We start from the raw sequence: 12,506 nt of genomic DNA, 5'->3' as shown, positions 1-12,506 counted from the left end.
TGTCACTTTGGCCGTAGCAGAGCAAGTCGGGGGCAACCAGGTATTCGTTGCCTAGCCACTGCGTTATGATTTCGCTCCACGACAGCATCGCCAAATTCATGCCGCCGCCGTGTAGAAACACCTAAGCTTCTTCAGGCTGGCACGCTGTGTAGCACGCAATTGGAATATAGGATACGGTTAAGATATGCGTTTCAATTGTATTCATCATTTACACTTTCTTAAGTCTGAAACATGCCTATTAAGTTGCTCATTGTTTTTTCAGACAGACATATTTATTTTTCCTGCTTCTTCAAAATCCAGCAGGCCGAAGTGAAATACACCACATAAAACGCCAGCAACACCAGCATTTCGCGGTTTAGGTCGTGCCCGCCCAAGCCTTTGGTGAAGCTGCCGATGCTGATGTTGAGATACCACGACGCGGGCATCAGCTTGCCCATCCAGTACGCCCCGCCTTCCATCGACGAGAGCGGATGCAGAAAGCCGGAATAGTTGAAGGTCGGGATCATAATCACAATCGCGGTGAGGCTGATGGCCGCCATTTGCGAGCGCACGACAGTGGAAGCCAGCAAACCCAGCGCGGTGGACACGAACAGCAGAATCAGCGTGCCCGCCGTCAGCACGAGCAGCGAACCTTTTACCGGCACGCCGAAGCCGAACACCATCATCGCCGTGAGTACCACATAATTCACCATGCCCACCGCAATATACGGCAGCTGCTTGCCGAGCAGAAACTGCGGCACGGTGGCGGGCGAGGTGTAGAAATTGGAAATCGAACCGATTTCGCGTTCGCGCACCACCCCGACCACCGACATCATTGCCGGAATCAGCATCAGCACCAGCATCAACACGCCCGGCGCGATGGCGAAAATGCTTTCAAAATCCTGATTATACATAAACCGCTGCTCGATTTTGGCCGCGGGCGGCGGCAGCGTCAGCCCTGTTTCGCGCGCCAAATCCTGCCCGTACAACGCAAAAATGCCGCCGATATAGCCTTGGATATTACTGGCGTTGAACGGCATCGCGCCGTCGACATAAAACGCCGCTTCCGGCCGCCTGCCTGCCAGCATATCGCGCCCGAAGCCTTCGGGAATCTCAATCACCAAACGCGTTTGCGCCGACTGCAAGGCGGTGTCGATATCGCTTGGCGACGAGAGCGGCGGCTGTTCGTGAAAATAGCGAGAACCGGAAAAATATTCGGTGAGGCGGCGGCTTTCGGTGGTTTGGTCGCGGTCGAGCACGGTAAACGTGAGGTCCTTCACGTCGAACGACACGCTCCACGATAGGGAAATCATCAGAATCACCGGCCCCATCACCGCAAAAAACAGCCGCACCTTGTCGCGCAGCAATTCTTTGGTTTCACGCAAAGCAAACGTGCGCACGCTTGCCAGCCAGTATTTGAGGGTGTCGGTCGGCGGTGTGTTTTCAGACGGCCTGTTGCCTGTGTGCGCATCCGAAACCTGATTTTCCTGCACACTCCTTGCGGCAACTTGAGGCACGCTTTCGGTTTCAGACGGCCTGTCTGAAACATCGGCGGCTTGTTTCCTTTCTGTCATCTTGCCGGTTTCCGAACGCGGTTCGGCCGAGGTGGAAGAAATCGGGGTTTCCGGCGAAACAACCGTTTGCTCCTCCTCCGCTTGCAAGCAAGCAAGGCCGCTGTCGGAACGGACATTTTCAGACGGCCTTATCCCTGCCTGCACATCCAAATCCTGATCCGACCGCACCACCCTCGCCGCCAGTTGCGCCACGCTTTCGTTTTCAGACGGCCTGCTTGAAGCATCAGCAACCTGTTGCGGCGGCACGGCGGCATTATTTGTTTGCGCGTTTGCTTGCACGGAAGCCGCCGTTTCAGACGGCCTTTCAGACAGGCCTTCCCGCGCTTCGTCGTCCAACAAATACTGCACAAACGCCTCTTCCAGATTCGGCGCGGCCTGCCGTGCGGTCAGCTCCGCCGGCGTACCCACCGCCAGCACGCGGCCTTTGTGCATGAAGGAAATGCGGTCGCAGCGTTCGGCCTCGTTCATAAAGTGGGTCGACACAAATATGGTGATTTTGTCTTCGCGCGAGAGTTTGAGCAGATGCCGCCAGAACATGTCGCGGGCGGCGGGATCGACGCCGGAGGTCGGTTCGTCGAGAATCAGCACTTCGGGTTTGTGCAGGCAGGCCGCCGCCAGTTGCAGCCGTTGGCGGATGCCCAAAGGCAGCGAAGCGGGTTTGGCAGCAGCGGCATCGCTGAGGTCGAACTGCACCAACGCATCGGCCACCGCCTGTTCGCCGGCCGCGCCCATTTGGTAGAGGCGGGCGTGCAGTTTGAGGTTGTCGATCACGCTCAATTCTTCATATAGCGAGAACGCCTGCGACATATAGCCGACGCGCATCCGCGTTTGGATATTGCCCGCTTCGATCGGCCGCCCCAAGAGTTCGGCCGAGCCGTCGCTGGCTTCCAGCAGGCCGGTGAGCATTTTCATGGTGGTGGATTTGCCGCAGCCGTTGGAGCCGAGAAAGCCGAAGATTTCGCCTTGTGCGATTTTGAAGCTCACCCGCTCAACCGCGGTAAAGCTGCCGAAACGCTTGGTCAGCCCGTGCGCTTCGATGGCGGGCGGGGCGTCGGGATCGGCGACAAACGGGGTCATCGACAACCCGCCCGAGCCTTGCTGTTTTTCAGACGGCAGCATCTGCACATAGGCGGCCTCCAGTGTGGCGGCACCGCTGTCGCTCATCACCTCGCGGGTGGGCTTGTTGACCAGCAGTTTGCCGTCGTCCATCGCCAGCAGGTGGCCGAAACGTTCAGCCTCTTCGATGTAGGCGGTAGCCACGATTACCGTCATTCCCGCGCTTTCGGCTTGAAGTTCGTCCACCAACGCCCAAAACTGGCGGCGCGACAGCGGATCGACACCGGTGGTCGGTTCGTCGAGAATCAGCAGATCGGGCGAATGCACCAATGCGCAGCATAAACTCAGCTTCTGCTTCATCCCGCCCGAGAGCTTGCCCGCCGCGCGGTCGGGGAACGGTGCCAAACCGGTGGCTTCGAGCAGACGGCTGATGCGCGCTTGACGTTCGGCGGCATTCAGCCCGAACAGCCGCGCATGGAAGTCGACGTTTTCATACACGCTCAAAGTGGGATACAGATTGCGCCCCAAACCCTGCGGCATAAAGGCGATACGGTGCGACAACGCCTGCCGCGCCGCTTTGCCGGCCATGTCGTGCCCGAACACCGCCACCGTGCCGCTCTGAATGATTTTAACCCCAGCAATCAGCGACAACAGCGTCGATTTGCCCACGCCGTCGGGGCCGATTAAGCCGACGGTTACCCCGCGCGGGATGGTCAGCGACACATCGTCCAACGCCGTTACGGTTTTACCGTAGCGGTGGGAAACGGAGCGGAGGGAAACGGCGGGGTTGTTTATCATGATTTACTCTGTTTTCAGACAGGCATTGGGGGTTTCAGACGGCCTTAGGAATCCGATCTATGTCCATCGAGCAAATTAGCCATTTCTTCTATAGAACAGACTAAATCTTGTCCGCTTTGTGCGGCAACAATCAATCCTTCCCCAATCATAAACAACATATCGGCTTTTTTATTTGCGTCAGGCACGCCGCAGTTTTGCAAGCGTTGGCGCAAAATCTGCCTGATTTCAGACTTATGTCGACTTGATTTTTGATGCGGTATGCTTGCTTTATCGGAATACTCGGCACACGCGTTGATAAACATACAGCCGTAAAAATCAGCGGATTGCGTCCAATTGCTAATGAAATCGAGATACGCATAAGCCGTTTGCTGCTCTTCATAACGCACTAATGCGTCAACCATATTTTGGATAAATTGCTCGTGGCGGTATTGCAAAACAGCCTCAATCAAACCTTCTTTGCTGCCGAAATGCGCATAAAGTGTTCGTTTGGTCGTATTGGCCTGAGCTGCCAATAACTCTACACCGCAGGCATGAAAGCCTTGACGATAAAACGTTTGATAAGCAGTTTCCAGAATTTTCTGACGGATATCCATGTGAACCCTTGTTTCAATATACCGAACGGTATATTATTTGTATACCAATCGGTATATTTTAATTTTAATGATTACAGGAGAATCATATGGTCGATAAACCACGCTTTCAAGCGACAGAAAACTGCCCGCCCCGTTTGCCTTGGAAAACCATCGGTTTTGCTTGGCTCGGTGCCGCTTTGGCCACAGCGGCCTTCGCAGGGCTGGGGAACGCTCTGGTGTTGCCTTTGGTGTTAGGCTCTTTCGGGGCAAGTTGTTTATTGGTATTCGCCTACCCGCAAAGTCCGTTTGCACAGCCTCGAAATGTGATAGGCGGGCATTTTGTCGCCACCTTGACAGGTTTGATATTGATGGGCGTTTTCGGTTCCGGCTGGTGGAGTATGGCACTTGCAGTCGGAACAGCTATTGCCTTGATGCTTATTCTGCGCGTTCCACATCCTCCTGCCGGTTCAAATCCATTGATTGTTATGTTGGGCGGGGTCGGTTGGGATTTTTTATTAACGCCTACACTATTAGGTTCCCTGATTTTGGTGACGGTTGCTTTGTTCTATAACAATTGGGGTGAAGGTAGACGCTATCCGACTTACTGGTTTTAGTTTTAATAGCTTGGTTTTAATGATGCTTGTCTGAAAAGTATTTTCAGACAGGCATTGTTTTTCAGACGGCCTTTCAGGTAGCTTGTTTGGCCTGTTTTATGATGTTGCCACTGATAGGTTGCGGCAAAGCCCGCGCACACAAATCTAGAGGTTTAGGCAACGCGTGCGTGCAGGTCGCACACACACTATGCTTACTAAGGATGTCGGCTGCGTGGTGTACAGGCGGTTGTGAGCAGGCGGCGGCTGGTGCGCCAGTCGCCGGCGGGATAAGTGAGGACGCCGGCGCTGTTGGTTTCCTGCCAGCGCAGGTTGTTCAGGCGGTTGGCGTAGCCGCCGCCTGCATCGGCTTGGCCGTCAAGATAGTCGATAAACCTGTCTTTGCCGTTGTTGAAACTCAGGCTGATTCGGATGGGGCTGAGGTATTTGATGAACACGCTGTAGCCGTTGTCGCAACTGAAGCTGCCGTAGCGGCCGTTCGGATCTGGCTCATAACCGCCGATGGCGACACTCTCTAAAGTCAGGTTATCCATGGTGATACAGCCGCCGAGCAGCAAAGCCGCTGCAGCCCAAGCCGGCCATAAAACGATGCGCATGATTGTACTCCTGTGATTTAACGGTATCGGAACGGGGATTATATAGCAGGCAGTTCGGTCTTTTGCACCGTTCCGGTTGCCGTAGCCGCCTGTTCTGCGGTTATTGCCGTGCCGGCGGAAAGCCGTCGCAAAATCTTGGGAACTGCTTAGCTGCAATATTTGCCAAGCAAACGGAGATCGGATGCTTGTATCCGACAAAACCATTTGAGGCTACCTGAAATACTTTTCCAATAACCCATTTTTTTATCTTTATCGGATTCGAGAATCCGACTTGCAGCTTGCTTTCAGGTAACCTACTTTAGGGCATGTTGTCAGGAAGCGTTACGGATGACATGCCCTAATTCAGAGGCCGTCTGAAAAACAAAGCTCTCTCCTTCCACAGCACCCATACGGCCAACAGCAGTAGAATGCCTGTCTGAATCACTTTGCTGTCGGGGTGAGTTTGGAATATCTCGTTGCCGAGATTGGCGGCCAAATGGAACAGCAGCGCCACCACAATGCTCCGCCCGCTTTTCAGATACAGCCAGTTCATCAGCAGCACAAACACCACCATGCTAGCAACAAAATTGGCAGTGTAAAGCCAGCCTTGCGCCACCAGTTCGCTGTGGTAATAGCCTTTCACCAAGCCCAGCGGCACATGCCACAGCGCCCAGTACACGGTAAAAACCAGCGACGCGGCAAACAGGCTGAAGCGCGACAGCAGCGCATCCGTGCCGTAGGAGTGCCACGCCAGCTCTTCCAGCACCGCCCCGAGCACCAAAGCCAGCCACGGCGAAATCAGCGCCGAAGTAAACGAAGGGCTGCCTGAAATATGGAACTGCGCGGCGGGATAGCCGAACAACAGCGACACGCCTTGCGCCAACACCAGCGACAGCGGCGGCAACAGCACCGCCGCCAGCAAATACCGTTTGGGCGCGCCGGAAAAACGCAAGCGCGACAAGGTATCTGCCCGCAGCGAGGGTTGCCGCCACAACAAACCCGCCGCCAAACACACCGGCGCGAGCAAACCGGCCAACAGCAAGGCCGTGAGTAAACCTTTGTGCCCGCCGTCGGGCTGGTGGCTGAGATAAGCCGCCGCCAACCACGCCGCCCACGGCAACAGCAGCGACCAAATGAAGAACAACACGGGCCGGTAAACTGCGGGATTGGCAATGTGTTGGGTTGGGCGCATCGGTAGTTCCTTGTTGTTTGGGCAAGCATGTTTTTCAGACGGCATCACTTCATGATGCAATGTGGAGTTGGCATCCTTACCCTCCACGTGCGAGGCCGAATGGCGGGCAAGGATGCCCGCCCTACGCATGATAATTTTCAGACAGGCATTGTTTTTTCAGACGGCCTGATTCAAATCATCGCGAATCCATGCCGCTACTTCCGTTGCATCAGTCTGCTGTCAGGTATCACAACCAGCAATCCCCGTAGGGCGGGCATCTTTGCCCGCCGTATGATTCAAACTTGCGAGGCTGAATGGCGGGCAGGGATGCCCGCCCTACGCATGGAAATTTTCAGTCAGGCATTTTTTTCAGACGGCCTGATTCAAATCATCGCGAATCCATGCCGCTACTTCCGTTGCATCAGTCTGCTGTCAGGTATCACAACCAGCAATCCCCGTAGGGCGGGCATCTTTGCCCGCCGTATGATTCAAACTTGCGAGGCTGAATGGCGGGCAGGGATGCCCGCCCTACGCATGATAATTTTCAGACAGGCATTGTTTTTTCAGACGGCCTGATTCAAATCATCACGAATCCATGCCGCTACTTCCGTTGCATCAGCCTGCCGTCGGGTATCACAACCAACAATCCCCGTAGGGCAGGCATCCTTGCCCGCCGTATGATTCAAACAAACCAATCTGAATGGCGGGCAGGGATGCACGCCCCACGCATTAAACCCTATCCAATCAAATATCCACCGGCTGCCAGTTTTTGCTGCCTTTTACCGGCGGCAGGTAGGCCAGCCCCATTTGGCATTGTTGCCATAATCTTTCGGGGATGCGGTAACGGTCGGCTTTGTCGGGATCGAGTTCGCACACGATTTCGGCTTCGCGGCCGCTTTCAATCAGCGCGACCAAATCGGGGTTAATCATCACGGTTTTGCCTAGTGCGATAAATTCCGCCCAGCCGGTTTGGTAGGCCGCCAAAATCTGCTCGGCGGTAAAGAGGTTGCCTACGCCGATCAGGGGCAGTTTGCCGCCGATGCGTTGATGTATCTGCTCGATGCGCGTCAAATTTGTGTCGGCTCCGCGGCGGGCTTTTTTGTAGAAATCCCAAAGCGAAACGTGCAGGTATTGCAGCGGTTTTTGTACCATGGCATCAATCAGCGCGAACGTGTCTTGCATGGTCAGGCCGTTGTCGCCGCCTTCTTCGGGCGAGAAACGGTAGCCGAGAATGAAATCGGGGCGGTTGTGTTTGCGGCGCACGGCATCTACTGCATCGACGATGGCCAGCGAAAAGCGCAGTCGATTGGATAGGCTGCCGCCCCATTCGTCGTCGCGGCGGTTGCTTTGGGCGGAAACGAACTGCTGAATCAGGTAGCCGTTGGCACCGTGTATTTCCACGCCGTCGAAGCCTGCCTGAAGCGCCAATTCGGCAGCGCGGCCAAAGGCATCAATCAGCGCGCGGATTTCCGGGTCGGTGAGCGCGCGCGAACCGCTGGCTTCGTCGTCCGACGGGGCCACTTTGTCGGCACCTTCCAGCAAATCGGCCATCGCTTTGGTGCCGCCGTGATGAAGCTGCAAAACGGCTTTTGCGCCTTGTTCGTGTGCAATCTGCGCCACTTCTTTCAAGCTCGGCAAGTCTTCCGCGCCGATGGCTTCCGGCTGCCCGCCGAACGCTTTGCCTTCGGGCGACACCAGCGTGGCGGCGGCGATAAACATGCCGAAGCCTTCAAAGCGGTTTTGCAAAAAACGGCGCTCGCTCTCGCTGATGCTGCCGTCTGCATTGGAAGCCCAATGCGTCATGGGCGCGACCACCAAACGGTTTTTCACGACCACGCCGTTGTTGAGGGTGTAGGGTTGGAAAAGCGGGGTGTATTTCGGGTTCATAAAATTTACTCCAGTTAGTTATGTATTTTCAGATGGCCTTTCCATACAGGCATGGTGTTATAGTAATTCCAGCTTTCCGATGTACTCTTTCATCAGGTCGCCTCAGGGTGGATAGTGAATAGCTGAACCGACGACAATAATTAAAAAGCCCCGTAAAAACGGGGCTATGGTTCCTATACCCTTACAGGAATTTTAAATGGCTTACCATCTTTAGAAACTACTTTTTTACCACTTTTGGTGGTAAAAGACATTCTAAAGATGTATGCACCAGTATCGTCCACTAAATCGGGAGTAACAGGAGCTTTAGCTGTTGCCATAATGACACCTCTTAATTTTACAAAGGTTGCCATCACTTCGCTTTTCGTGGACAAACAAATTTGAAAAATATATACTACATTGCTTGCTAAGTATTTCTCTTAAATAATAATCTGTTTGCAGTTAGCGGATGGAGAACTACACTTGTATTACATATTGGAAGTATGCTAATACACCACAATAACGGCTTGGGATGTTGGAAGCATTCCAAGCTGTTTTTCTTTATCAAAACCGAAAGCTTAGCTGCTCCGGCACGTATTTAATTCCCATCTTTCTTAAAATACATTTTGAAAATTCATCAGCTTGCCATTCTGAATCTTCGTGTTTTGAGGGGAGAGTTTCACTATAGTGCAACATAGCTTTATGTCCCAAAAGCAAATGGCCTAGCTCGTGGAAGAAAATAAAAACAGCCTCTGGCTCGCCATCACAGATGCGAGCATAGAGGCCATTAGGCATTAGAATGGTACCGTTATGACACATTGCATTGGTAATAACCAACCATTCAGAATCCGCAACAACGTCAATTACGATACCATACTCTTCCAGCATTTCCATAAACGCATCCATCTTTTTATAGGTACGTTTATTCACTTCCAAAAGTTTGGCAGCTTCGTTTGCAAAGAATTCAATTGTTTCTTCACTTAATGCTTCCACACGCACACCACGCATTGAATAATTAATATGATTATTAGTTTCAGACATTTTCATCCTCTTTCTGCGGATCTTTATGGATAGTTCTTAATAGTTCAGCAAATTTTTCCAACTGCTCCTTACTGAATTCTGAACTGGCAAAACCAGCAACAAGCATTTGCTGTTGCAAACTTAAGCCACTCAAGGAAACATTTTCATTAGATACCATTGCTTTTTGTTTTAAATCAGCTACGGGCTGATTTAAGTTTTTGAAAAAATCTTCAACTTTTTCAACAAAATCCATTGGTACTTTACTGCGACCAGTTTCGATAGCACTTAAAAAAGCAGGCGAAGTGCCTAATGCTGTGGCCATCGTCTGTAGTGTTTGTTTAGTTTGGCGACGAGCCTCACGAACGGCTGCGCCGAATTGAGTCAGTCCCATTTTTAGCCTCCTTTTTGTATGTATTTGCAGCAATCACACTGCGTTTAATACATTTGAATGATACCAAATCGTTTTTATAAATTCAAGCATTTTAGTTGAAAACTTGAATTTCATTTAAAACAGTATGATAAAAACAACACAGGCTACATCTGCAGCCGTAATTGAGTTCAAATAACTTTAGTAGATACTCAGGTCAAACCCAAATATGATGGATGTACTATTTTTTTTAATTATCATAATGCTTTTTCTTCAGGCAGGGATGGTATTTTCATTCAGACGGCCTTTTACAGGCACGGCATCACAGCAATTCCAGTTTCCCGATACGCTCTTGCGCCCGTTGGTAAGCGAGGTCGTTTTCAATGCGGCGCACATAGGCGGCGATATTCGGCAGATTCAGCGGCGTGCGCGACACGGCGGCCTGCAAGGGAAAGCTCATCATGATGTCGGCACCGCTGATTTCTTCGCCCAGCAGCCAAGTGCGGCTGGCCAGCTTGTTTTCGACAAATTCCAGATGCAGTTTGAGCTGTGGGTTCAAAAACGATGCGCGCACGCCGTCGGTAATTTTGCGGGCAACGGGTTTGGCGAAAAACGGCATTTTGCGCGCTTCAATTTTGCGGAACACCAGCGACATCACCAGCAGCGGCATCAGCGAACCTTCCGCATAATGCAGCCAAAACAGATATTCGGGATAAGCCGCGCTGTTTTCAGACGGCCTCAAGGCCGTTTCCTGCCCGTAGCGCGTGATCAGGTATTCGACAATCGCGCCGCTTTCGGCCAGCACCAAGCCGTTGTCATCTATCAGGGGCGATTTGCCCAGCGGGTGGACACGGCGCAGGCTGTCGGGCGCAAGCGAGGTTTCGGCATCGCGCGCGATCACTTCCGCGCGGTATTCTACGCCGAGCAACTCGAGCAGCCATGCGATACGGTAGGCGCGCGATTGTTTGAGTGCGTAAAGGGTAATCATGGCGGACTTTCTTTTCATTGCTGATTGTACGGTTTACTTCTTTTTCTTAGGTTTAGCTTCAGGCAATTCATCATACATGGCCTCAAACAGCCCTGTTAAAAACGCTTTGTCATCCACTTCACTCACAAGCAGCATTGCTTTTGCGCCTTCGTAAGGCAACTCATAGGCCGCATTCGGCATATAGTCGATTGCCGACTGAACGGGCTTAACCAGCAATCGGTCGTCGTAGATGCCGCCGACGATTTTCTGCTTATAGTAGAGAATATACTCGCCCATCATGGCTCGATAAGTGATGTCGTCCAAACCGGATAATTGTTCCAAAATAAAATCCAAATATGCTTTGCTGGATGCCATATGCGCCTCTTTTTCCCATTTCATTTATGGCCAAACACTTACGCAGTAACTGTGCCGTCATACTCGAGCTTGACCTGACTATCTTGAATTCCAACCACTTCGGGAGATACTCGGGTCAAGCCCGAATATGACGGACGTGCTGTTTTTTTTAAATGCTTTTTCAGACAGGCATTTTTCAGATGGCCTCAATCACCACCATCCCTATCCAACACCGCCACAGCCGAACGCAGCCGCTGCCAAGCGAGGCTTTGCTGTTCGGTAAAAGCGTTCCACAGCGCGTCTTCGCTCATGATGCTGTATTCGCCTTGCGTGTGCAGGTTCACATCCAGCCCGTCTTCGAGGGCTTGGTGGTAGCGGCTGTATTCGCCTTCAAAGTAAAACTGCGCCAGCTCACGCATGATGGCTTCGCCGTGCAACCAGTCTTGATGGGCGGCTTCGAGTTTGGGGAGCAACTCCGTCCATTCGCGGTAAAGTTTTTGAATATGGTCAATGCGCGCCTGTGCTTCGGCTTGCGGCGGGAGGTCGTTCATGGGGTTTCCTTTCGGTGTCGGTGTTGGATTGATTGGCCGTTTTCAGACGGCCTGCCCACTGTGTCTTTTACTAACGCGGCAGCTTCACCGCCAATTCAGACGGCCACGCCCGCGCGGCATCGGTGCGCACATAGCCGTTGCCCGTCATACCGCCTTTGAGCAGGCGGTTGTAGCGGGAAGCGGTCTCGGGCGCGAGTTTCAGTTTGACTTTAAACACCAGCTTTTCGCGCTCGTTGGCGGTTTCCACCGATTTGGGCGTGAACTGGGCTTCGGTGGCGATAAAGCTGATTTTGGCGGGGAACACGGCCTCCACGCTGTCGAGCACAATCCGCGCCTCGTCGCCTACTTTCAGACGGCCTGTCTGAGCGTTGGGCAGAAAAATGTTCATCGACACATCCGTCGGATCAAGCAGGCTCACCACTTTGCTGCCCGCGGCAATCACGCTGCCCACTTCGGCGATTTTGTATTCCACCCGCCCCGTTTTCGGGCTGCGGATGGTCATGTCGTCATTGGCCGAAGCTGCTTGGTTAATCTGCGCCTGAGCCGCCACCACCGCCGCCATCGCTTCGGCACGGGCAGCACGGGCGGCACGCACGGAAGCCGCCGCACCGTCGCGCGCGGCCAGCCGTTTGGTTACTTCAGCCGACGACACCAATTCGTCGCGTTTCAAATTCTGCGCATTGCCCAATTCCATCTGCGCCACTTTCTGCTGCTGCTCGTAAGCCTTGATCTCGGCATCCGCCCGCGCCACCGCTTCCTGCGCCCGCTGTTTCTGGGCTTTGGCGGCTTCAAGCTGGCTGGTGCTGGTTACGGAAGAAAGCTCGACCAGCGCGTCTCCCTCTTTCACTTCGCTGCCTTCGTCCACCAACACCGCCTGCACCCGCCCCGGATACAGGCTGGCAATGTCAAAGCGGTTCAGCTCCAAGCGGCCGTTGGATTGGGCGAAACCTTCGGGAAGTTCGTTTCGGCTGCTTTGCCGGTAAGCGTACCAACCGCCGGCGGCAAGTGCGGCGATTACAACGACAATTATCATTTTTTTCATAAACTT

The 12,506-nt window shown here is 53.1% G+C and carries 14 protein-coding genes; 2 read left to right on the top strand and 12 right to left on the bottom strand.

The features are described 5' to 3' along the window. Nucleotides 1-272 precede the first annotated feature (272 nt). Together Q0X97_RS00470 and Q0X97_RS00465 are read right to left on the bottom strand one after the other, a co-directional pair. Nucleotides 273-3,407, bottom strand: a complete 3,135-nt coding sequence (locus Q0X97_RS00470; protein ID WP_302065313.1) for an ATP-binding cassette domain-containing protein — start codon at nucleotides 3,405-3,407, stop codon at nucleotides 273-275. A gap of 44 nt (nucleotides 3,408-3,451) precedes the next feature. Beyond that, nucleotides 3,452-4,000: a TetR/AcrR family transcriptional regulator gene (locus Q0X97_RS00465; protein ID WP_302065312.1), complete on the bottom strand. Its 549-nt coding sequence runs from the start codon at nucleotides 3,998-4,000 to the stop codon at nucleotides 3,452-3,454. Nucleotides 4,001-4,086: 86 nt separating this feature from the next. Between Q0X97_RS00465 and Q0X97_RS00460 the strand changes: the two genes are divergently transcribed. After that, nucleotides 4,087-4,593 (top strand): HPP family protein, encoded by a 507-nt coding sequence (locus tag Q0X97_RS00460; protein ID WP_302065311.1) that lies wholly within the window; start codon nucleotides 4,087-4,089, stop codon nucleotides 4,591-4,593. Between the two features lie 194 nt (nucleotides 4,594-4,787). Here Q0X97_RS00460 and Q0X97_RS00455 read toward each other — a convergent pair whose 3' ends face one another. Then, nucleotides 4,788-5,186, bottom strand: coding sequence for a hypothetical protein (locus Q0X97_RS00455; RefSeq protein WP_302065310.1), 399 nt, complete (start codon nucleotides 5,184-5,186; stop codon nucleotides 4,788-4,790). 337 nt (nucleotides 5,187-5,523) lie between these two features. Then, nucleotides 5,524-6,357 carry a CPBP family intramembrane glutamic endopeptidase gene (locus Q0X97_RS00450; RefSeq protein ID WP_302065309.1) on the bottom strand — a complete coding sequence of 278 codons (834 nt, stop codon included), beginning with the start codon at nucleotides 6,355-6,357 and terminating at the stop codon, nucleotides 5,524-5,526. 51 nt (nucleotides 6,358-6,408) lie between these two features. Here Q0X97_RS00450 and Q0X97_RS00445 point away from each other — a divergent pair, with 51 nt between their 5' ends. Next, nucleotides 6,409-6,912, top strand: a complete 504-nt coding sequence (locus tag Q0X97_RS00445) for a hypothetical protein (protein ID WP_302065308.1) — start codon at nucleotides 6,409-6,411, stop codon at nucleotides 6,910-6,912. Nucleotides 6,913-7,080: 168 nt separating this feature from the next. Here Q0X97_RS00445 and Q0X97_RS00440 read toward each other — a convergent pair whose 3' ends face one another. The 8 genes from Q0X97_RS00440 to Q0X97_RS00405 form a co-directional block, all read right to left on the bottom strand. Then, nucleotides 7,081-8,223 (bottom strand): NADH-dependent flavin oxidoreductase, encoded by a 1,143-nt coding sequence (locus Q0X97_RS00440; RefSeq protein ID WP_302065307.1) that lies wholly within the window; start codon nucleotides 8,221-8,223, stop codon nucleotides 7,081-7,083. Nucleotides 8,224-8,396: 173 nt separating this feature from the next. Beyond that, nucleotides 8,397-8,573 (bottom strand): hypothetical protein, encoded by a 177-nt coding sequence (locus tag Q0X97_RS00435; RefSeq protein ID WP_302065306.1) that lies wholly within the window; start codon nucleotides 8,571-8,573, stop codon nucleotides 8,397-8,399. Nucleotides 8,574-8,763: 190 nt separating this feature from the next. Further along, nucleotides 8,764-9,240, bottom strand: a complete 477-nt coding sequence (locus Q0X97_RS00430) for an ImmA/IrrE family metallo-endopeptidase (RefSeq protein WP_302065305.1) — start codon at nucleotides 9,238-9,240, stop codon at nucleotides 8,764-8,766. Beyond that, complete coding sequence (locus Q0X97_RS00425; RefSeq protein WP_302065304.1) at nucleotides 9,233-9,610, bottom strand: helix-turn-helix domain-containing protein; 378 nt, start codon at nucleotides 9,608-9,610, stop codon at nucleotides 9,233-9,235. The genes Q0X97_RS00430 and Q0X97_RS00425 overlap by 8 nt, the downstream gene beginning before the upstream one ends. A 298-nt stretch (nucleotides 9,611-9,908) precedes the next feature. Further along, nucleotides 9,909-10,574 (bottom strand): glutathione S-transferase, encoded by a 666-nt coding sequence (locus tag Q0X97_RS00420; protein WP_302065303.1) that lies wholly within the window; start codon nucleotides 10,572-10,574, stop codon nucleotides 9,909-9,911. Nucleotides 10,575-10,607: 33 nt separating this feature from the next. After that, nucleotides 10,608-10,928 (bottom strand): TfoX/Sxy family protein, encoded by a 321-nt coding sequence (locus Q0X97_RS00415; RefSeq protein WP_302065302.1) that lies wholly within the window; start codon nucleotides 10,926-10,928, stop codon nucleotides 10,608-10,610. A gap of 185 nt (nucleotides 10,929-11,113) precedes the next feature. Then, nucleotides 11,114-11,458, bottom strand: coding sequence for a DUF4298 domain-containing protein (locus Q0X97_RS00410; RefSeq protein ID WP_302065301.1), 345 nt, complete (start codon nucleotides 11,456-11,458; stop codon nucleotides 11,114-11,116). A 70-nt stretch (nucleotides 11,459-11,528) separates the two neighbouring features. Further along, nucleotides 11,529-12,500: an HlyD family secretion protein gene (locus Q0X97_RS00405; protein ID WP_302065300.1), complete on the bottom strand. Its 972-nt coding sequence runs from the start codon at nucleotides 12,498-12,500 to the stop codon at nucleotides 11,529-11,531. Between the last annotated feature and the right edge of the window lie 6 nt (nucleotides 12,501-12,506).

This window comes from Neisseria sp. MVDL19-042950, assembly GCF_030504625.1.
Taxonomy (GTDB): Bacteria; Pseudomonadota; Gammaproteobacteria; order Burkholderiales; family Neisseriaceae; genus Neisseria.
The sequence above is the reverse complement of the archived record's forward strand: the minus strand, read 5'-3'. Positions and strand labels throughout refer to the sequence as shown.